Consider the following 19718-nt stretch of genomic DNA (forward strand, 5'->3'; position numbering starts at 1 on the left):
ATTAACTTGATTCTCACGTGGCGTCAGGTTGTAGCCATGTAAATAGAGGACCATGACAAACGCCAGACCACGACGGCGCCGATGGCGCATTGGAGAACTTGCAGAGGCGACCGGTGTAACCGTACGCACTCTGCATCACTACGAACATATCGGGTTGCTGATGGTCTCGGAACGTACCGATGGCGGTCACCGCATGTACGACCATGAAAGTCTACAACGCGTCACTCAGATTCTCGCGCTGCGTAATCTCGGCTTCTCACTTCCTGAGATCCGCAAAGCAATCGAGGGGCGAACGTCTCTCACGGACCTGTTGCGCAACCATCTGGAGCGGATTGAACGTGAAGTCGCGCAGGCGACATTATTAAGGGACCGAATACGCAGTATGACGACGCAAGGTGAGACACAAGTCAGTGTCGACCAACTGCCGGCCACGTTAGACGCAATGTCGCGGATTGAGGAGCCTACCCTCTCGGCGATGTGCGCCGCTAACGCAGAACGGTGGCGGAAGATTCGCGACGAGCTACGAAGTTGCATGGATCAGGGCGAGCCTCCATGCAGTGAACGAGCAAAAGCGGTCGCGCGTCAGGCCCGTTCGCTGCTGACTGAGATCGGAGGAGCTGATTCGACTGTCTCAATGGTACTCAAGGTGCTGACGCGATTGACCGAACCACACAATCTCGCCGGCTGGGATGCGAGCCTCATGCAATACCTCGATCTCGCCCTCGCCGCGCTAGAGGACCAGCTCGGAGAGAGTTGACGCCCGGTTGCGCACGCAATCGGTTACCGGAATGTCTTTAAACCCAATGGGTTGATAGTGCCCCTTCGAGCCTGAGGACGATCGTTAGCCGCTAGCATTTCGCCTTCGAATCTGCGTTGGTCTGGGACTTTTTGGGTCTTTGGCTCTGTGGCTCTTGGCAACCAACCTCGACGAGCACGCTTCGAAGTACTTGATTCGTACGCACGCATCGTCTCAGCGGCGGGGCGGACAGAGCGTCGGCTAGACCGATGGAGACTCCAATGATCGGCATCGCTTTCGGAATTTCCAGGTGAGAGGCCTCGGCGAGAACAAGTCGGTGGATGATCGTCCGGGCCTTTCAAGCGCCTCGTCGGCACACATCTGCCGCGCACAGGAGATTGATGAGTCTACGGGGCACCGGCAGGATGCTCGATATGGGTCCTGTTGACGCCTAGAGAACGCCCTCCTGGCCAGTCCCGTAAGGTCCGTTCGTCCGTGCCCGCCGGATATTTATGGATGAGCCTCGCACAACTTGAGCCGTTCGTACCAACCCGAGTTCGATTCAAACATCATTGCGCCGGGCTGCTGGTCGCCGCGTCGTACCAACGGCGAAGCCGATCAAGAAGTCGCGCCATATCGGGAGCTCCACATGTCGATTCTTCCCGTTCATAGGCTTGCAACTGCCGCGCTCCTTTCTTCAATCCTAAGTTCGAGCGCCTGGGCAAAAGATGCTTACATTGCGGTAGCGGGCCCAATGATGGAAATCACTGCGGCGCTGGTCGCGCAGATACGCGACGGAGCGTCCGCGGCAGTGGATTCGATAAATGCATCGCGTCTGCTGCCTGACACAAAGCTCGCGTTGAGGACTTCCGACGACGCATGGGATCCCAAGCAGGCCGTCGCTGTTGCCAATCGCTTTACAACTGACGGGATCAAGCTTGTCTTTGGGCACTTTTGTTCATCTTCGTCGATTCCGGCTTCAGACATATACGCCGAAGCCAAGGTGCTTCAGATTTCACCTGGCTCGACGAATCTCCTTGTCCCCCGACATGGATTGCTACAAGTCCGCCAGAGTCCGCCCTTTGGGCGGCGCCAAATGGCGCAAGTCCGGCGTGCATGGGGCCTTCCTCTGCCGTTCGCAAGGTCAGCGATCGCTATCACGCTCATCGAAGCGCGCAGCGTGACGCCAGCGGTTCAGCACCGTTTCGCGCATTGCTCCGCATGGTCGTAATCGCAAGCTCTGAAGCAGCGGCCCGTTCGCTCGCCGCGCCAGCCTACGAAACATGGCTCAAACACTTTAAGGTCCTGTACGAGCTCAATGACATCCCGCCTCCATCCGACCTGCCCCTGACCTTGGATGCCGCAATCCACCGTGAACTGTACGTTGTCGGAACGGGCGCTTCGGTGCGCCAAACTTTTCTCGATCATCTGGAAGAGGCAGGGGCCAACTATCTTATTTGCCCGCTCGCCTTCGGATCTCTGACGCTTGATGCCTGCCTCAATAGGCAACGGCAAGTCACTCCGAGCTCATAGCGGCACAGCAGTGACGGTGACCCCAACAGCCATCCCAGTAACTTCGCTCTTGACCAGGCAAAAAATGGCAACGCCGAGGCCAATGAGTACCGGAGCCGAATGCATTTATAAGGCCGCTCTTGCGGTCCAAACGGCTTCGACGCGGACTCGGTCCTTTGGACTGCATCACCAAACGGGAGGCGTAACGGCAATGGATGGCCTGTCCTCCACATTGCGTGCTTCGACACTACCCAAGCAGTGGATTGCCTGGTCAGGTAAGTCGGCTCACGCTCGTTCCGCTTTGGCGGGCCGGTTCGTCGATCGCATTCTACACGAATCCGAGGTGCGGCTTATTGCTCGCGCGGACCTGTCGTGACGCGATCCCGGCAGCGTTCCGCTCAGAGCGAAGAGATCGCGCGTAAGCTCGATGTCGTGCTGGCAGAGTTGGCTTCGCTGCGCATTCTGCTGGCCGAGCACGGCATTAGCACCCCGCGACCTCTCGATGAGGACTACCTCACTGTTCAGCGGTTCGCTGCGATGAACCACATAAGCCCCGAAGCCGTGCTCTCTCGGATCCGCCGCGGCAAGTTGCGCGCAGAGAAACGCGGTGGCCGGTGGTAGGTGAAATGCACGGTTTGCACAGCATAGCCGTGCAGGGACGAGGAGAGTAAGACAGACGAAGTGAAACCAATCCGAGACACGGACTCCGGCATAAAAAATGATATGTGCGTTTAAGTTAGCATCTCTTCTGAGCTCGACCAGTCGGTCGATGGACAGTCAAGAGATCGATCAAGGTCAACGTGGGCGCACGGCCAACACACCTCCGCCAGATCGGGAGGCTCAATCTCGATGCACCGATGCAACCACAAAATGCGTGGGCGGGTATCGGATGACTACCGTTGCGTAGCTGGATCACTCAGTCAATTTCGCCTGGTTAGCAGAGCGATCCCAGTGAACAAACGGAGAAGGGTGGGCGCCCGGCTGGAGAAGTCCAATTCCGATGCCGCTGGCGGCAGTGTGGCAAACAGAACCATCTCGATGTCGATCTTGGACGTGAGCCACCGCACGCGCCCTGGTTACGGCCTAGAGCACAGGAACGATAAATACCTTGCTCGCAAATCGCACGCTTTGCGAGCTCCCCTAGCAACCTACGTCTCATGCCCCTGGGGCCTAGCAGAGAAATTGTATCCCAGTCACTCGCCTGTTTCTGGGTCGCCTCGCGCGCCGGTGTCAGACGAGAACGGATCTGATTTCGCTGGAACGGTCGCCACAATCTGGCTGGAGAAGGAGATGGCAATGATGTCACAAAGTCTGATATCAGTCCTCAGTTCTATGGTAGCAGTCGAACGTATGTTTGGGAAACTTCGAGAATTGATCGATGGAGACAGCTCGATCTCACCTGATGTTCGAGAGACGCTTCACGCAATGTTAGATGCAAAGCTTCTTTCCGCAAAAGATACGATTATGAGCGACGCGCGCGCTGCGATCGACGCGACTCCTGATTTGCCGCAGGCGGTCCGCGACCGAGCATCCAGGTCGCTCGACTTTGCAACGAAAATGTTCATGACCAGCGAACCGCGCCGCACTGAGGATCCTCTTAGCCGAGACGGTATCTGCAGCGCCAATCGCAAGATGCATTGATCCATGCACCGTTCCACCCATGCCCGCCGCAACACTTGGCGGCGCACTGTTGATGTTAGCCGAGGCGCTTCGATTGAGCTCTTGAGGCGCTTTGAAGCTGGTGGAATCGAGCGATAGCGACCTCGCTAATTGATAAATCTAATGTCTGCTGGGGCCGGCACGCTTGGTTGGAACCTGCCGAAATGCTGCGGGCTCGGGTTTGGCTCAAGCATCCGGAAGCAGGCTCTCTCTGGCCATCTTTGACGTCCTCTGCGTCGAGCCGATATGCGAGTCCCCTCAGCTCTGTAGCTTAATCATCAAAAAGGGCCGGTCACTCGTCGCCATGGGACAGTGACGAGGGCTCGACTCTGTTCGTGGGAAGCAGTGCTCGAGTTGATTCAACTCAAGCATCATGGTTCGCGTTTTCGCGAGATGGCTTCGATGCTTGGCGATGAGCTTCACCGAAACGAAGATCGCGTGTTGAGCTATTCTTCGGTATGCGCCTGATCAATTGGATCAAGAGGACCGGCTCACCAACCCGACGTTGATGAATCCCTCTTGGCCCATCCGCAGCATGGATACCTCCCATCAAAACAATAGATTTTACCAATATTCTCCGAATCCACATAGCTAGCCGCCGGCTATAGCAAGGATGTTCGGGATCAGGCGCGTGGCGACGTATTCGCGATTTTCAACGCAATGTGGGGATGACGAGCAAGCGCCAGCACATGATCACCACTGGCGTTCAGACAGAGGCAAGTCTTGGTCTCGCCATCGTGGCACGCGCGAGCTTCTTGCATGGATTAATCCGGCCCCAACATCAGCCATGAGACAGCATGGGCAGCTCGCCTTCAGATCTCTAGCCAACCTTAGTAGGAGCCTCGCAGCGCGAGCCAATAGCGACAAGGGCGGTCTAGCGCCGTTTGGTGCAGCGCTCTGGCAGCCTGAGCCCGGATGGCTGCGCTTGACGCGCAGGTCCGGCGTCGCGCCGATCGAGAGTCCCTTGCGAGCCAACAAGGAACTGTGTCTCCGATGTAGGCTCGCGGCCGCGGCACATGCGTGCGCCGTATGGGAATTGGACCAAGGAGGCCCTCGCCACTCGGCGAAGGCCGATCTGGCGGCCCTGCCCTGGTCAGTCGATCCGCAAGACAGGGCTCGTCCCGGCGTCGAGGCGATTGTTGCCGCAGTGCTGGCCTCGGTCCAGCCGGGGGCAATCGTGCTCCTGCACGACGGATGCCCTCCCGACGAGCTGGGACGCCGCCCTGATGCTGGTCGGCGCGACCAGACCGTAATGGCGCTCGCCCAGCTCATTCCAGCACTGCACGACCGTGGATTTGCAATCCGGTCGCTTCGTCAACCTAACCGAATCGATCAATGCCCATGACCTTGCTTGCCACCATCAGCACCGTTGCTGTTGCCTCTTACGCGTTGCTCTCCAGCGTCCATAAGAGCGCGCAGGCGCTTTATGCGGTGCGAACCGACGCCTCATTGCCGCCGTACGACCCGGTCAACAGCGGTGCTCTGCCCAGCGTGGATGTCATCGTGCCCTGCTTCAACGAGGACCCGCGCACGCTGGCGGCCTGCCTGAAGTCTATTGCAGGCCAGGACTACCTAGGGCGATTGCAGGTCTATGTGGTCGATGACGGCTCCGCAAATGTCGGTGCAGTGGCACCCGTACACGCAAGCTACGCGCATGACCCGAGGGTCAGCGTCATTCTGCTGCCAAGCAACGTCGGAAAGCGCAAGGCGCAGATTGCCGCGATACGCCGGTCATTCGGCGACCTCGTGCTTAACGTCGATTCCGACACGGAAATCGCCAGCGATGTTGTCAGCAAGCTCGTACGCAAGATGCAGGATCCAGCCGTCGGCGCGGCCATGGGTCAATTGACGGCCAGCAACCGCAACGACAGCTGGCTGACCGGATTGATCGACATGGAGTACTGGTTGGCTTGCAACGAGGAGCGTGCGGCGCAGACGCGGTTTGGTGCGGTCATGTGCTGCTGTGGGCCGTGTGCCATGTACCGCCGTTCCGCGCTCATGTTGTTGCTCGACCAGTACGAGACGCAGTTTTTCCGAGGAAAGCCGAGCGACTTCGGTGAGGACCGCCATCTGACGATCCTCATGCTCAAGGCAGGATTTCGAACCGAGTACGTTCCGGACGCCATCGCCGCCACGGTGGTCCCGGACAAGCTCTTGCCGTATCTGCGGCAACAGCTCCGCTGGGCGCGGAGCACTTACCGCGACACGCTACTCGGTTTGCACCTGCTGCCCGGCCTCGATCGGTATCTCACGCTCGATGTGCTCGGACAGAACCTCGGGCCGCTGCTGCTCGCCATCTCGTCGATTGCTGCGCTAGCTCAGCTTGCGCTCACGGACAGCGTGCCCTGGTGGACCGGTCTGACCATCGTCGCGATGACCATGGTTCGATGCAGCGTGGCGGCCCTTCGCGCCGGCGAGCTTCGATTTCTCGGCTTCGCGCTGCACACCCCGATCAACATCTTCCTGTTGTTGCCGATGAAAGCCTATGCGCTCGGTACCTTGAGCAATAGCGACTGGCTCTCGCGCAGATCAGCAGATTTGCCGGATGAAGATGGAAGGCATGGCCACTTCTTGCACCCAGCCCCCAGAACGGATAAACCGAAGGAGATTGTTTGCACGTCGCGCATTCAGCACCTCGAGCACCGCATTGCTTTCCAATTGGAGGTCGTGGCTCAACTGATCTGCCAAGACAAATTCGCGCTCGGCGCGGTCAAGCTGCTCGACGAACTCACAAGCGAACTGGTCGCGGCAAAACTGGAACTCGGCGCAATAGGCGAGGCGAGCGCCAGCAGGCGAACAATCCCAGCGGAACAACACGGTGAACTCTTCTATCCAGAAGACCTCCGCATCCTAGCTAAACTTTTCGACGAGGTAGTCGCAGCTTTACCGCCAGATCGCCGTACTATCGCCAATCGTACGCAAATCGCCAAACTTGTTCTAGCTCGTGGAGCGACACGTGAAGTCAAGTCCGACCCAAATCATGGCGCCTGCGTTCTGGGCGATTTGATTGATCACACGTTCAACTCTTCCTCTTCTAGTCAAATCGAGGTTCCGCCTAGCACCTGGCGGAATTCTGCGTGAGGGCGTAGGTTAAATCACTCGAGCGGGTAATAAGAAGGCATCACCCCAGTTTTGATAACCGGCAGTCCTTTCGAGATCGCCGAGCGATGTGTATACGGGCAGCCTGCTTTTCCTAACAGATTCGTCTCGTCAGCAGGCCGGCCGCGGGACAGGTGGGACCACTTTCTTCGGTGTCCTCAAGGCAAGAACCCCGTAGTTCAGGCCCTCGGGTCTCAGAGGATGAATGCGGTACGCCTTGCACTGCAATGCGACCGCCTACCGGCCGCCCCCACGCAAATGGTCCACGCGTCCTAACAGCACGCCGACTGCGCAGCGAGATGGATAACCTCGTCCACGTTTCAGCTGCCGCCGAACGTCTTCTCCGTTCCCCCAGGCCGGGTGGGACGATGCTGCCGAGACAAGCGCACCACTCTGATCAAACCACAGGTATCAGCACATCACGAATGTCGATTCCTACAACGATCACGGCGTGGGCTCTTCCGCGCATCTGCAGACTATGCCTGGCTCGCGCACACTGCTGCTGCAGGCCACCTCACGTTAGAATACATTTTGGCTGGGAGTAGCCGAAGGGACTTGAATCGTACGTAGCGTCACGTTGTAGGAACGAGGCATCCGCCGCCTCGCGCCGACCAACTAGTCAACCACCGATGGCGGGAATGACGTAACGCATCAGAGCAATCCTCCGGCTTAGACATCGAATGACGACAGCACTCCTTTTTCTCACCATGATCTTCTTCGGCAGCTTTGGATTAGGCTACGCTGTGCGCAGCTGGCGTTCCCGCAAACGACGTGAGCGGGCCAGGCTTTATGGTGCTTTCTTTCATTCCGGCACTTCTGCTTCGCCGCCGCTTCGAGTTCTCGCACGTCGTGGTTCCCAACGCTGCATTCGGCTTCGTTCAAACAAGGAAATTGCCGATCCGCCACGCGAGCGCGAACCCCTCCGCTGCCAGTTCGTTGAGCACAGATTCGCAAGGCAGCGTGGAGGCGACGCGCGTGTTTGCGTGGAGTCCGTCCCAACAGCACGGTGTAACGTATGTCCGATCGCCGATTTGACCCGAGACAATGAGCTGTGAAGACTGCGAGTCGGCCCTTCACGGATCATCGGGTCGGCGGCGGTGGATTCGCAACCGGCCCCGGTCTGACAACGTACATCTGTGTGATCTTACCATGTGCAGAAGCCCTTGCCGGACCGAATTCCAATCAGCGCTGGTGCGAACCGCGGAGAAGATATGTCTGGCACGTGAGCTGGCGCTTGAGCTGAATGCGACGGCGAGTACGATTGCGGCAGTGTCGACAGGGAGCCCCTTCACTCTGCTAGCGCATCTACAGCGCTTCACACCCGTCGCGATCTGCACTGGGCACGAAGAGAGAACCAGAGCCCTTCGCACGACTTCGAATTTTATCTCGCGTCAGGATCAACGCTGCGTTGACCTTGACCAATGCTTCCTGGCCAAGTTCGATTCGCTGAACTAGCCTACTTAAACGGAGAGGTTTCGAAGGTTAGGCTTTCTTCGTAGAACTCGATCCGCGACAGTCGGTACAACGGATGCATCATGAAGCCTGACGAGCGTCTCGCCGAACTCCTTGAGGATAGCAGGTATTTTGAAGATGAGGCATCGGAGGCATGGGCAGGGTGCCTCTCACCCGCTGAGCGGCTGGCGTATATTCGCAAGCATCGCTCTCTCTTCCGATTCACAGATTACGATGAAGTGATAGCTGTTGTACGGGGCAGGCGCTTCACCGGTTGCTCATCGCAGCTACTTCGATGGCGCCACAATATAAGAGCAAGGACTTTGCAAAGCGCTTTGCTCTTCTCGGCTGCGGTGTGGCTGGGTATCATCTGGCTTGCGGTGCGCTTAATCCGCTGAGATCAGCAGCCCGCTTCTCGTCCACATCAAGCCACCTACATTGGTACACGATCGAACGGCGAAGCGGTTGAAGATGATCTGGAATGCCGCAACCTCACGCAGCGTTCGGTTCGAACATTCCTTTCGGCGCGAATGTTGCGATGCAGTTACAGCAATTCGCGCAGACGTTGTTAATACGTACGAGGCTCGGAGGCACTCAAGACATGAGAGTAGAAATGAAGAACTTGTTGCTCGCGACTGTGAGCATTGTGGCGCTTGACGCGGTGGCGCCCGCCTTTGGCGCGGATCTGGCTGCGCAGCCCGTCCAGCCTCTCTACACCATAGCTCCGCAGCCTGTCACGGCTGCAATCTACGACTGGAGCGGCTACTATCTCGGTATGAACGGTGGATTGGGCTCAAGCTCGAATTGCTGGGATTTCAATGGCGGCACGCCCGAGGGCTGTCATGACGCGACCGGCATGACCGTCGGTGGCCAGATCGGCTATCGATGGCAGATGGGCCAGATCATGCTTGGTGTTGAAGGCCAAGGGAACTGGGCTGATTTAACCGGCTCGAATGTCAGCGTCGCATTTTCGGATGTCAACAAAACCAACATTGATGCGTTCGGCCTGGTAACGGGGCAGATCGGCTATACGTTGGACAACGTCCTGCTTTATGCCAAAGGCGGCGCCGCAGTGACGAGCAACACCTATCACATCGACTCCACCCTCACGGGCGCGCGGCTTGGAAACAGCGAGCACGTTCTTTGGGGCGGCGCGTTGGGAGCGGGAATCGAGTACGGCTTCGCACCGAACTGGTCGGTTGGCCTCGAATACGATCACCTATTCATGCAGCCGGCCACGGTGAACTTCGCCGCGCCCGCTGGTGGGATCGATCGCATCCGTCAGGATTTCGATCTTCTGACTGCGCGGCTCAACTATAAGTTCGGCGGTCCGATTCTTCTCAAATATTGATCTGTCGTTCTGACGCGCATCGAAAGCCCCGGCCCATGGACCGGGGTTTTTTTGGCTTGCTGGTCTGCTGCGCACGAGCCGTACACGGTCTTATGCAGTCCGGGCGGACCCGTGCAAAACCGTTCTCCGGGTTAGTATGTCGTCGCAATGCTTGAGCCTGCAGGAGGACGGACTCGACGAGCCGCGCGATGCGCGACTGGTTACGCCGGCGCTGAAGATCACTTTGGTCGCACGCGCGAATAGTCCGCCATCATCTCCAGCTCGCGTCGGACTGACGGAATCCGTGTGAACCTCTCCTGGCTAAACCCACGACAAAGGTCCTCAGCAGAGTACCCTTGGCTGCCGCGCCACCAAGGCGACGATCGCGACGCTGCACTTGCCAGCCTATCCACCGCAATAGCGGCCGCACTCGCGGCACCGGTGTGAACACGCGGCCAGCAGCTATTGTCGGAGTGAGACCGCGCGCGTCATTTCGTCGGCCTCGATCAATATGCGGCGGGCGGGGTTAAGAGTTTAAGGGACAGTTCACTGTCACCGCGGCTTGGAGATACACTGGAAGGTGAGTCGGCTCCGCGTCGGTCAGTGCCCCGTAAGCGACTTGACTGAACCCTGTTCGCTGAACAGCTTACAAGCAGATCGAACAACGCCTTAAGAGATCGCGTTTTTGCCCTCCTCTACCCACCGCAAGCACTGTTTTTCCTGTGCGGACAGCACAACGTCTTGCACATCGACCATGTGTTTCTTCCGGAGCCGAGACGACCTAAGGACGAGAACACCAAATCCCTTACCACGCGATAGCCATCGCAAACTCTCGCATCGCAAGACTCCGAGAAAATGTCGATACAAGCATGGAAGATTGCCACTCCAAGAGCGGCACCAGGGATTATCGAACGCGTCGTGACATGCGTCGTCAATGCGACAGAACACATGCAACAATCGCGACACTTGACGTTTACGTCCGCGCTTTCGGTGTCTGCGGCTCTGCTCTTCGACTAGCGGTTCCTATGGCCGGATAGGATCGCTCAGGTGAGGGCCGACGCACCCGCCCCGCGAACGAAACTCGTTCGGTTTGCATCAACGCTCTCCGCTGGTCGACTTGCACCTCTTTCGCACTCGTTGTGCCTCCTTGAGGAAAGAGTAACCGGAATTCAACTCAGACTTATTCCATGTGCTCTCTCTCTCTTATTTCGTTGCCGCGGTGCTATCTTGTAGTTTGCGTGTCACTCTATCCCCAAAGAAGGGGCACATCCTCGACGAGTTGTGCGCGACTGCGAGTTGGCATCGCAAGCACGCGGTGCGCGCACTCCGGCGACGCGCCACGGTTGGGCCAGGCGCATTCGAGGCACGCGAGAGCGCAAGCGTAGATATGGTGCGACGATCAAGGACGCGCTGACGGCGCTGTGGGACGCGTCAGATCGGGTGTGCGGCAAGCGGCTCAAGGTGATGAGCCGGACCTTGCTGCCGGCGCTCGAGCAACATGGCCGATTACGGCTTCGCCAGGCGGACCGTGATCGTGTCCTGGCGATCAGCGCCGCTACCATTGACCGCTTTCTCGTCGATGTGAAGATCGCGGCGAGCGGATGTAGGCGGCGCCGTGGCGGATTCTACTCGGCAATCCGGCCCGAAGTCCCATCCGCACTTTCAACGACTGGAACAGCCCGTCGCCCGGTTTCTGCGAAGTTGACATGGTCGCCCATGGCGGCACGTCGGTGGCCGGCTCGTTCATCCAGGCCCTCACGATGCTCGATGTCGCCACCGGCTGGACGGAGGGCCTGCCGTTGCTGACGCAGGAAGGTTCGGTGGTCGTCGAGGCGATCAACCGCGGCCAGAGCCTGTTCCCCTGGTTGTTGCCGCGGCGTTGACTTCGAGAACGACAGCGCCTTCATGAACGATGTCGTCATGCCATGGTGTCGCGAACAGAAGCTCGAACTCACACGATCGCGCGCCTACAAGAAGAACGATCAGCCGTTCGTCGAGCAGAAGAATGGTGCCGTGGACCGTCGCCTGATGGGCTACGGCCGCTTCGATGGCCTCGGGACGGCCCTGTGATGGGCCGCCTCTATGCGGCGGCACGGCTCTACGTCAACTTCTTCCAGCCGTCGTTCAAGCTGAAGGAGAAGCGCCGAGAGCCTAAGGTGATCGAACGGTATCATCTCCCATCGACGCCCTATGAGCGTGCATTGGCGCATCCCAGGGTGACCGCTGACGTGAAGAAACGGCTGCGCGATCAGTATCGCGTAGCCCGATAACCGCCCCGGTGCGCCGTTATCATACTTGCAGTCTCTCCGGCGCCACGCCTTCTGCGAAGACGTTTATCAGGTCGAGCCAGCTAAGGCCGCTTGGTACTGAAGAGCGACCTGCGTCACCAAGTCGGCCGCACCCATTATCGAGCGTACGCCTGAAACGGAATGACCCGCACTCCAGACGTCGCTCCAGCGTCGCGGTCCCTTGTCGAACGTTTTGCCACCAAATTTTTGTTTCGCGTGCGCCTCTGACACTGACTCATCGAGTTTTGATGGATCGAGCCCCGCCGCCAAGACCGACGGCCGCAGCATGTTGGCGTCAAGGCCCGAGAACGCTTTGGTCAGCATAACGTCATCCAATGTGCTATCAACCAACATCTGACGATAGGCATCGCTTGCCATGCTCTCCCGCGTGGCAATGAAGCAAGTACCCATGTAGGCAAGTTCACACCCCAACAAACGCGCCGCCGCAAGCGAAACCCCGTCGGTAATTCCGCCCGCAAGCACAACTGGACCATCGAAAATGGCGAGAACCGTACGAGCAAAAGCAAACGGGTTGGCCCAACCCGTATGGCCTCCAGCGCCTGCGGTCAACAAGATCAAGCCGTCCACTCCTGCCTCGATCGCCTTTTCCGCATGCCGGATCGAGGCGATATCGGCGAACACGAGGCAACCGATCTCGTGCAGTGGCTCGATAGCTGCCTCCGGCGATCCAACGCTAGTGATCACAATCTCGACCTTGTGACGCACCAGACAGGCAAGATCATCCTTGAAACGTTGTTGCCGGACGATGAGGTTCGGGCAATGCGGCGCGGCAGGTCGATCCAGCTCAGCGAGATCATGCTCTATGCACTTTAACCAATGATCGAGTTCCTCAACCGATCGGGCATTGGCTGTTGGAAATGCGCCGATGGCTCCGGATCGGCAGACAGTAGTTACAAGATCCACACCAGAGACATGGAACATGGGCGCAACAATCAAGGGTACGCTCAACCGGCAAGCGATGTGTGCCGGTAGCCTGCTTTTGTGGGAAATTGAATTCATAACTGCTGTCTTTCCTACCAGATTCGCTTGCGATTCTCAGCCGATAGCTTTGGATGCCAAGGTTTGTCGACACTAATGTGCATTGACGACAGAGACACGGCTTCATCCCGGTGGCCGAGAGCGCAGGCAATCGACTGGATTGATGTCAGCCTGAGGATCAGGGCTATGGCGAGAAACGATTGCTCTTGACTGCATTTGAGAGGCTCGGTGAAATGAAATAACCATCAGGGACCGCCGAGCATCACTGCCATGGCTCCGCCATCTGGATCAATTGTCAAGTCTAGTAGTTGATTCGGGCGCAACTCGTGTTCGCCCGGTTCGAGCTCAACGTGGACTTGGACGGATCGCCAAAACCTTTGCTGTAATAGACCGCTCAACCACCTCGACTTCCCGTAACCGAATGCTTGATGGTGCTCACAGTCCGACCTTGCGGTGCCGGCTTGTCTAGCTGGTTCAGTATCCGCTAGTCTGTGACCTTCGTATAGATTGGCTGCTTGCAGGGCCGCGGCTTGTCTTGCAGCCCTTCAAGGCCATGATCGGCATAGCGGTCTCGCCAAAGGCTCACAATCCGCGGCTGGACTCCAACCTCCTTGGCAATCGACCGGGTGCTGCGCCAGTCCGCCGCCAGAAGAACTATACGCGCCCGCTTCAAATCGCGCTGCAACGTCATCGGTGAACGACAACACGCCTCAAGCACCTTGCGGTCTTTCCGCGAAAGGTGGCCTTCTCTTGCTTCGGGGACCATCCCGATCTTGAATCACGACTCACGATCCAAGAAACGTGGGTAGTAGGACCCGGCAGTCGGCTGCCTCGGACATCTGACGGAATGCGGAATAGTAAACACCAGGCCTGCAGCGGAAACGGTCCACAGTGTCCCGCTTTGCGCCGTCGCAGTAAATTGAAGCGTAAGTTTCCCGGGATCATCGAAGATGGAGACCACATCGCAAATCGGAACTTGGCTAAGCCCCGCTCTATTCAATTGGACTTGCATCCCCGGCTTTTTTTCCATGCGCGAGCACGGCTTCCGTTCGCGAAAACACAGTTCTGAGAAGTGGCTCACCACCCGTCACCGAGACCTTTGTCAGGCCATACTGGTCGACAAGCAGATCGATACAATCCGGCATCTCGACCGACAACTGCGACGGTTCTAAACGTCTCTTGTATTCGTCTCGATACTCTTGGGGAACATAACAGTGCTTGCAATGAAGGTTGCAATAAAAGGATACGCAAATTCTTAGTTGGTCAAGCACAATCGAAAGTCGCTTGTCCACTGGCATCGGGTTCTCCTCGACTATGCTGAGAACGGCTTGGCCAAGAACGTTGACGATTTTTGGCGATATGTCACGCTCAAAAACAAACCTGCCGCGCAGCCTCTCCGACGTGCAGACCCCTGGCCCCGAAGCGCAGAAACAGTTGATTGCGCCGCGAGTCCAAACATGAGCTCCGGCACTGACGTAACTTGCCAGCTTTGGAGCATGCGAGAGAAACCAGCTCGCCGTGCCCTTCTCGAACTCGGATATCCAGCTCCTGCGGATAAACCTAGACCTCCCCAGGAGTGATAGGAGGGCTGTCATCGTTCTTGTTGTATTGTCAGCTATCGACATCTGATTGGTTCGCTACGCCAAACGACCAGAATTTGAAGGCGGCCTCGGGACACGACCATTGAGAGGCTGCTACAAAAGTTCACCAGAGCTGATGCATACCAGAGCGTCGCAACCCAAGAGTCGGCCCCCGATCGGAGTGGTGAATAATGTGTAGAAGAAGCACTCGACTTTTCCCGACGCATCGGATAGCAAGCCGTTGAATGGAAATGGCGAACGATGTGCCAGCGCATAGGGTCGCAGCCGCGTGAGAGTTCGCCGCCAAGCCTTCCATTTATCACTGTGTGATGCTGAGGCCGTGCGGGCAACACATAACGTCGCAATTGGCGGGTTCATGAAGCACCGCAATCAAGCGCGTTTCCTGCAGTCGTTTATCAGATGAGCTTCGGCCACGCGAACGAACTAGACGAGATCACATGATGCCGGCCTTCTATGCTCCTACTTCCTCCGAGACTCCCGCCTAACGATCCTAGGAAGCATGCTTTTGCATGGCCCAACAACTCACTTCACGCTCGATGTCGGTCTGCTGAGGCGGCGCAGCGGGTCTTCCGAGAAGCGGGACAAGCACGCAGCCAAGCAGCACCGATTGAAATGACCTCAAACTTTCGGCCACCGCTGGGGCGTCTCAATAGCGCGGCCTTGGTCGTTTGTATCATCAAGGCGGCTCGGGACCATGTGCTTGAGGGATCATAAGGAATATGATGATGGAGCTTGTCCAACGACCTCCGCGTCGGCACATCGCGCCGATCGTCTTTGTTGGAAGGGATCGGCATGGCAATTGGGTTGCACGCGAACAGAACGGTATTTTTGGTGGCATCTTTGTCAACCGGGCCCAGGCTTTCAAATACGCACTGGCTAAGAACGGCGACCATCCAGAGTCCGTCATCGAGGTGTCGCGCGAAATCGAACTCGATGGATCTACATCTCGGCAACTGGCCGAAAACGAGATGTTTGGCGCGACACGCCGCCCCGACGGCGGATCGACTGGCTGAGCTTTTCGGACTGATCAGGACCCGGTTCTTTACTCATCCGACAACTCATGTCCGATGATCAATATGTAAAGCGATTAGGCGGCGAAATGCGGGGGTTGACCTCTCGCTCGCGGGCCACCCATCCAATGGATCGCCCACCGCGCGCCCACTACGGAGCGGCGGCGAACGCCGGAAGCGTCGGGAACAGCAAAGCAATTCGTCCCGGCTTTCCAAGCTACCGGACATTGGTCGGCTGTTGCTCGCCGCGTGGGTTTACCTCAGGTCAGGTACGAGAGCGAATTCACAACGCCTTGCTTGGCGCCGCCCGATGGGCGCCGCTGGCGTTCCATTTACAGCCAAGGCGCGGCTCTATTCTCTCTCGCACCATGCAGAACTCGACGCGTTTCTTACCCTATGCTCGACTTCCATGAGGCTCGGAGGGCTACGCTACTGGCCGATCGTCTGCTATTAACAAACGGACAGTCGCGCTGCACTTCCGGCGCGCAGAAACCGCTCCCCTGTCGAGCATCGTACCCGATCTGGCTAGATGCCGATCGGCAGCGGCTCTCCGGGAATATTAGTCTCGGCCGCGGCGGCGGGTATGCAATGACATCTCCTTTGTTCTTGCGAGTTCATCTTCGGAGAGCATCTTCGTTCCGATTATGCCTTCCCTCGCCAGCTGCACGATTTCTTCGTCGGAGAGCCCGAGCAGCCCTGATAGAATTTCTCGGTTATGTTGTCCCAGCGTCGGTGCCGGCGTGCGGATTAGATGGGGCTTTGCGTCTTCACGAATCGGCATCGAGGGCTGCGGATGCAAGCCTATGAAGGCGCGTTCGATCTGCTGCAGAAATCCGCGCGAGCCGAGATGCCGATCACTGAGCAGATCAATTGGCAGTCTGGCCACGCCGGCCGCCACATTGGCGGCCTGCAACTCGGTCATTGCCTGGTCCGCATCGCGGGTGATCGTCCACTCTTCGACAGCTTTCTCCACCAGATGCTCGATAGCCCGGCGACCGTCCGCACAGTTCAGCGATGCGTCTGCGGCCCAATCCGACCGCCCAATGACGGTCGCGAGCCTCCGCCACATCTCGGCATCCGTCGCAGCTATCACGACCCAGTTATCATCGCCTGCGCACCGAAAGCAGCCATGCGGCACGAACTGCGGATGTCTATTACCATACCTTGGCGGCGCCTTACCGTCGATCGAGTGAACGGTGAGCCATGGTGCTAAAAACGGAAGCATGCACTCGATCTGTGCCAGATCTATGAACTGCCCTTGTCCCGTTCTCCGCGCGTGGATGAGCGCAGTCAGAACTGCAGCACAACCGTTCAGCCCGCCGACGGCATCGCCGAACGCAATATGGCTCATCACCGGCGGCCCGTCCTCGTTTCCGATCACACTCGGCAACCCCGAACCCTGCTCGAAGGTCGAGCCATAGGCGCGGCAACTGCGATGAGCGCTGCTCGAGCCAAAGGCTGACATTGACATCACAATCAGTCGAGGCCAGAGCTTTCTGAGCACATCGTAGCCGAGCCCAAGCTTCGGCAGGACGTCTACTGAATAGTTATCGACGACAATATCACCTTGGGCTACTAATGCTTTCGCAAGGGCGAGGCCCCGCGGCCGCGTTAAGTCAAGCGTGATGCCGCGCTTGTTGCGGTTCATCATACAGAAGCGCAGCGTCTTTTCGTACATCTGGTCGTTAACATACGAACATTTGCGATCAACGCCGCGCCACCAGTCCGGGTACTGGATGGCTTCGATTTTGATGACGTCTGCACCGAGGTCGGCAAATATGCGAGTACACAACGGCCCCGCCCACCCCATCGAGAAATCGATCACGCGTGTTCCCTGCAAGACCTTCTCACTATGACCAATGCCGCCGCGAGCCGTGACCGCAGAAGATTTTCTGGGCCTTAGATTATTCGCAAAGACCTGCTGCTCGGCAGGAGCCGGAACTTTGCCGCCGCGGCGCGGAGGCGTCGATGTTAGCCGCTGCATCGAGCCAATCGTCTGGCCGTCTTCTGGTCCAAAGCGGACAGCGACGATTGCGCCGCGCGCCTTCTTCTCTGGATCCAACAGCAGATCCGATATTTTGGGCACGATCACAATCGGGATCTTGCGGTTCCGTCCTTCCGCAAACCAATCATGCGCAGTCCGTCTCTTCAGCTTCGGAATGAATTGCCGCTCAATGTGCTCCAGGTGCTGCAAACGATCCGCCCCGAGAAGGAACGCCGGATCATCGACAAGTTCGGATAAGTCGAGCATCTCACAGAATGCGCGCCATTGTACCGGCGTAATTGTTGTAATCCCGACCCACCCGTTCTTCGTCTCATAGATGCCAGCAGGAAAGTTCGGCCAAAACCGATTGGTTCCCATGCGGCGCACCTCGCCGCGCTCCATTGCCTGGCTCAACTGATATTCGCTAAGAGCGAGCGTTGATTCAAACAGGTTCAATGACCACGAGCGACCCACACTAGGCTGCATGCGCGCCAGCACCGACGACGCAGCAGCGATGAAACCCCACAGGCCCGCAAGAATCCCTGTTTGGAAATCCGGTGCATGCAAAGGGGGGCCCTCGACCGGTCCGGCCAACTTGATCAAACCGGCCAGAGCGCGGATCGTTGAATCGGTTGCGGCGAACGCCGCATAGGGTCCCTCGCACCCGAACCAGCTTGCCTCGAGGTAGATCAACCCGGGACACCGCTTCCGGATCGCGGCAACATCTATGGCCGGACAATCCGCGCTATCAATATGGCGTCCATCGATCAGGATGTCGCAATTTTCGATCAACCCGGTCACTCGTTTGATCGCATCCGCATCCGTGCAGTCGATTACGGTGCTCGACTTGTTGAAGCTTAGAAATGCGAACCATGCGCTTTGGCCACCAGCCGTCAGCGGAGCACTGCGGCGAAGAGGGTCCCCCCCTGCCGGCTCGACCTTCTGAACGTCCGCACCGAAATCGGCAAACAACCTGGCGCAATAGCCTGTCGCCGCCGAACTGCCTATCTCGACGACCCGCAGATGCGACAACGCTCTCATTGAGGTCCCTTTTCTCAGATATAGGTGCTGCCTGAAGGCCGCTGACCAGCGCATATGCTCGGCACGAGCAGCGCCTGCTGCGGGGCCCACAGAAACCGGGCACAAACATTATGGACCCGCTAATGTCACGCGGCGAACTCTCCGCCCGTAACATCGATGGTCGCACCAGTGATAAATCCCGCGATCGGCGAAGCCAGAAATGCTGCAACGTGCGCGACCTCCTCGGGAGTTCCCAAACGGCCCACAGGGATCCGTTGCAGAGCGGCGCGATTAACTGCGGCTCCAGGTGGCCCAGTTAGATCGCTGAGGATGCGCCCAGGCGAGACACAATTGACCGTTATACCGTGGGGAGCGAGATCCCGTGCAGCCGCTCTGGTCAGTCCGATCAATCCTGCTTTGGACGCGGCGTAGTGCGGCCCTGCAACCAATGGCATGGCGCGACCCGCAAGTGACCCGATATTGATGATGCGTCCATACGCTTTGGCCATCATCCCTGGTACCACGAGCTTGATGAGAATGAATGCGCCACTGAGATTGACATGGATGACCTTTTCCCAATCACCAATAGAGGTCTGCGGAATCCAGGGTGCATTCCCGTCCGCGCGCTTGGGAGAGATGCCTGCATTGTTAACCAGAACTGCAATCTCGCCCCAATGCGCACGGATCCGATTAACAACTGCAGCCACATCGTCCTGACGAGTCACGTCAACGGTCTCGGCGTACAGTCGGTCCTCCGAACAGCCAAGCAAGCCCAGCGCTCGCTCAACATTCGTCGCCTTTGTCGCCACAAACGCAACCCTATAGCCATCAGTCAAAAACCGACGCACGATCTCAAGTCCAATCCCGCGCGCTCCTCCAGTCACCAGAGCAATGCGTCCGTCGGTTTGGTCCGAAAATGTTTCTGAGTTAGGCATTACCGAACATGTTCACTAGGTGAAGGTGGGAAGAGGCTTGGCGAGAGACTGCTCAAGAGCGTATCGCTGCGTTGCGTCGACCGGTTCAGAGCG

Annotated in this window: 14 protein-coding genes and 3 pseudogenes; 12 read left to right on the forward strand and 5 right to left on the reverse strand. The window is 58.0% G+C overall.

Going from position 1 to position 19718, the window contains the following annotated elements; all coding sequences use genetic code 11:
* The first annotated feature begins 52 nt into the window (after positions 1-52).
* The 11 genes and pseudogenes from ABIB91_RS21850 to ABIB91_RS21900 all read left to right on the forward strand — a co-directional run bounded on the left by ABIB91_RS21850 (position 53) and on the right by ABIB91_RS21900 (position 12058).
* Positions 53-757 carry a MerR family transcriptional regulator gene (locus tag ABIB91_RS21850; RefSeq protein ID WP_354165290.1) on the forward strand — a complete coding sequence of 235 codons (705 nt, stop codon included), beginning with the start codon at positions 53-55 and terminating at the stop codon, positions 755-757.
* Between the two features lie 628 nt (positions 758-1385).
* A complete protein-coding gene (locus ABIB91_RS21855) occupies positions 1386-1967 on the forward strand; it encodes an ABC transporter substrate-binding protein (protein ID WP_354165287.1) in 582 nt (193 codons plus the stop codon).
* Positions 1958-2269: a hypothetical protein gene (locus ABIB91_RS21860; RefSeq protein ID WP_354165283.1), complete on the forward strand. Its 312-nt coding sequence runs from the start codon at positions 1958-1960 to the stop codon at positions 2267-2269. The genes ABIB91_RS21855 and ABIB91_RS21860 overlap by 10 nt, the downstream gene beginning before the upstream one ends.
* Positions 2270-2620: 351 nt before the next feature.
* Complete coding sequence (locus ABIB91_RS21865) at positions 2621-2869, forward strand: hypothetical protein (protein WP_354165280.1); 249 nt, start codon at positions 2621-2623, stop codon at positions 2867-2869.
* Between the two features lie 669 nt (positions 2870-3538).
* Positions 3539-3889, forward strand: coding sequence for a hypothetical protein (locus ABIB91_RS21870; protein ID WP_354165277.1), 351 nt, complete (start codon positions 3539-3541; stop codon positions 3887-3889).
* Positions 3890-4917: 1028 nt separating this feature from the next.
* A pseudogene (locus tag ABIB91_RS21875) lies at positions 4918-5252 on the forward strand (chitooligosaccharide deacetylase NodB); the annotation flags it as partial.
* Positions 5249-6472: pseudogene (gene nodC / locus ABIB91_RS21880) on the forward strand (chitooligosaccharide synthase NodC); the annotation flags it as partial. The pseudogenes ABIB91_RS21875 and nodC, both read left to right, overlap by 4 nt.
* Positions 6473-9071: 2599 nt before the next feature.
* Positions 9072-9809, forward strand: a complete 738-nt coding sequence (locus tag ABIB91_RS21885; protein ID WP_354165275.1) for an outer membrane protein — start codon at positions 9072-9074, stop codon at positions 9807-9809.
* Between the two features lie 1685 nt (positions 9810-11494).
* Entirely contained in the window at positions 11495-11671 is a 177-nt protein-coding gene (locus ABIB91_RS21890; protein ID WP_354165273.1) for a hypothetical protein, read from the forward strand.
* 22 nt (positions 11672-11693) lie between these two features.
* On the forward strand, positions 11694-11858 hold the full coding sequence (locus tag ABIB91_RS21895) for a hypothetical protein (protein ID WP_354165270.1): 165 nt from the start codon (positions 11694-11696) through the stop codon (positions 11856-11858).
* Entirely contained in the window at positions 11858-12058 is a 201-nt protein-coding gene (locus ABIB91_RS21900; RefSeq protein ID WP_354165267.1) for a hypothetical protein, read from the forward strand. The genes ABIB91_RS21895 and ABIB91_RS21900 overlap by 1 nt, the downstream gene beginning before the upstream one ends.
* Before the next feature lie 66 nt (positions 12059-12124).
* Here the strand turns inward: ABIB91_RS21900 and ABIB91_RS21905 are convergent, their stop codons facing one another.
* The 3 genes and pseudogenes from ABIB91_RS21905 to ABIB91_RS21915 all read right to left on the reverse strand — a co-directional run bounded on the left by ABIB91_RS21905 (position 12125) and on the right by ABIB91_RS21915 (position 14373).
* Complete coding sequence (locus ABIB91_RS21905; protein WP_502917009.1) at positions 12125-13096, reverse strand: NAD(P)H-dependent flavin oxidoreductase; 972 nt, start codon at positions 13094-13096, stop codon at positions 12125-12127.
* A gap of 466 nt (positions 13097-13562) precedes the next feature.
* Positions 13563-13841: pseudogene (locus tag ABIB91_RS21910) on the reverse strand (helix-turn-helix domain-containing protein); the annotation flags it as partial.
* Positions 13842-14067: 226 nt separating this feature from the next.
* Entirely contained in the window at positions 14068-14373 is a 306-nt protein-coding gene (locus ABIB91_RS21915; RefSeq protein ID WP_354165264.1) for a 4Fe-4S cluster-binding domain-containing protein, read from the reverse strand.
* A 1022-nt stretch (positions 14374-15395) separates the two neighbouring features.
* On the opposite strand from ABIB91_RS21915, the gene ABIB91_RS21920 reads away from it, so the two are divergent.
* The gene (locus tag ABIB91_RS21920) at positions 15396-15689 is read left to right on the forward strand and encodes a hypothetical protein (RefSeq protein WP_354165261.1); all 294 of its coding nucleotides are present in this window, start codon (positions 15396-15398) and stop codon (positions 15687-15689) included.
* 556 nt (positions 15690-16245) lie between these two features.
* On the opposite strand, the gene ABIB91_RS21925 is transcribed toward ABIB91_RS21920, so the two are convergent.
* Both ABIB91_RS21925 and ABIB91_RS21930 read right to left on the reverse strand, forming a co-directional pair.
* Positions 16246-18765, reverse strand: coding sequence for a CaiB/BaiF CoA-transferase family protein (locus ABIB91_RS21925; protein ID WP_354253285.1), 2520 nt, complete (start codon positions 18763-18765; stop codon positions 16246-16248).
* 71 nt (positions 18766-18836) lie between these two features.
* Entirely contained in the window at positions 18837-19625 is a 789-nt protein-coding gene (locus ABIB91_RS21930) for an SDR family oxidoreductase (protein WP_354165255.1), read from the reverse strand.
* Positions 19626-19718: the final 93 nt, after the last annotated feature.

The sequence above is a fragment of the Bradyrhizobium sp. JR4.3 genome (genome assembly GCF_040547695.1).
Taxonomy (GTDB): domain Bacteria; phylum Pseudomonadota; class Alphaproteobacteria; order Rhizobiales; family Xanthobacteraceae; genus Bradyrhizobium; species Bradyrhizobium canariense.

Excerpts from the sequence above, each read along its gene's own strand:
- ABIB91_RS21850 (WP_354165290.1), top strand. The coding sequence starts at position 53 with ATGACAAACGCCAGACCACGACGGCGCCGATGGCGCATTGGAGAACTT.
- ABIB91_RS21855 (WP_354165287.1), top strand. The coding sequence starts at position 1,386 with ATGTCGATTCTTCCCGTTCATAGGCTTGCAACTGCCGCGCTCCTTTCT.
- ABIB91_RS21860 (WP_354165283.1), top strand. The coding sequence starts at position 1,958 with ATGGTCGTAATCGCAAGCTCTGAAGCAGCGGCCCGTTCGCTCGCCGCG.
- ABIB91_RS21870 (WP_354165277.1), top strand. The coding sequence starts at position 3,539 with ATGGCAATGATGTCACAAAGTCTGATATCAGTCCTCAGTTCTATGGTA.
- ABIB91_RS21885 (WP_354165275.1), top strand. The coding sequence starts at position 9,072 with ATGAAGAACTTGTTGCTCGCGACTGTGAGCATTGTGGCGCTTGACGCG.
- ABIB91_RS21890 (WP_354165273.1), top strand. The coding sequence starts at position 11,495 with ATGGTCGCCCATGGCGGCACGTCGGTGGCCGGCTCGTTCATCCAGGCC.
- ABIB91_RS21895 (WP_354165270.1), top strand. The coding sequence starts at position 11,694 with ATGAACGATGTCGTCATGCCATGGTGTCGCGAACAGAAGCTCGAACTC.
- ABIB91_RS21900 (WP_354165267.1), top strand. The coding sequence starts at position 11,858 with ATGGGCCGCCTCTATGCGGCGGCACGGCTCTACGTCAACTTCTTCCAG.
- ABIB91_RS21905 (WP_502917009.1), bottom strand. The coding sequence starts at position 13,096 with ATGAATTCAATTTCCCACAAAAGCAGGCTACCGGCACACATCGCTTGC.
- ABIB91_RS21915 (WP_354165264.1), bottom strand. The coding sequence starts at position 14,373 with ATGCCAGTGGACAAGCGACTTTCGATTGTGCTTGACCAACTAAGAATT.
- ABIB91_RS21920 (WP_354165261.1), top strand. The coding sequence starts at position 15,396 with ATGATGATGGAGCTTGTCCAACGACCTCCGCGTCGGCACATCGCGCCG.
- ABIB91_RS21925 (WP_354253285.1), bottom strand. The coding sequence starts at position 18,765 with ATGCGCTGGTCAGCGGCCTTCAGGCAGCACCTATATCTGAGAAAAGGG.
- ABIB91_RS21930 (WP_354165255.1), bottom strand. The coding sequence starts at position 19,625 with ATGCCTAACTCAGAAACATTTTCGGACCAAACCGACGGACGCATTGCT.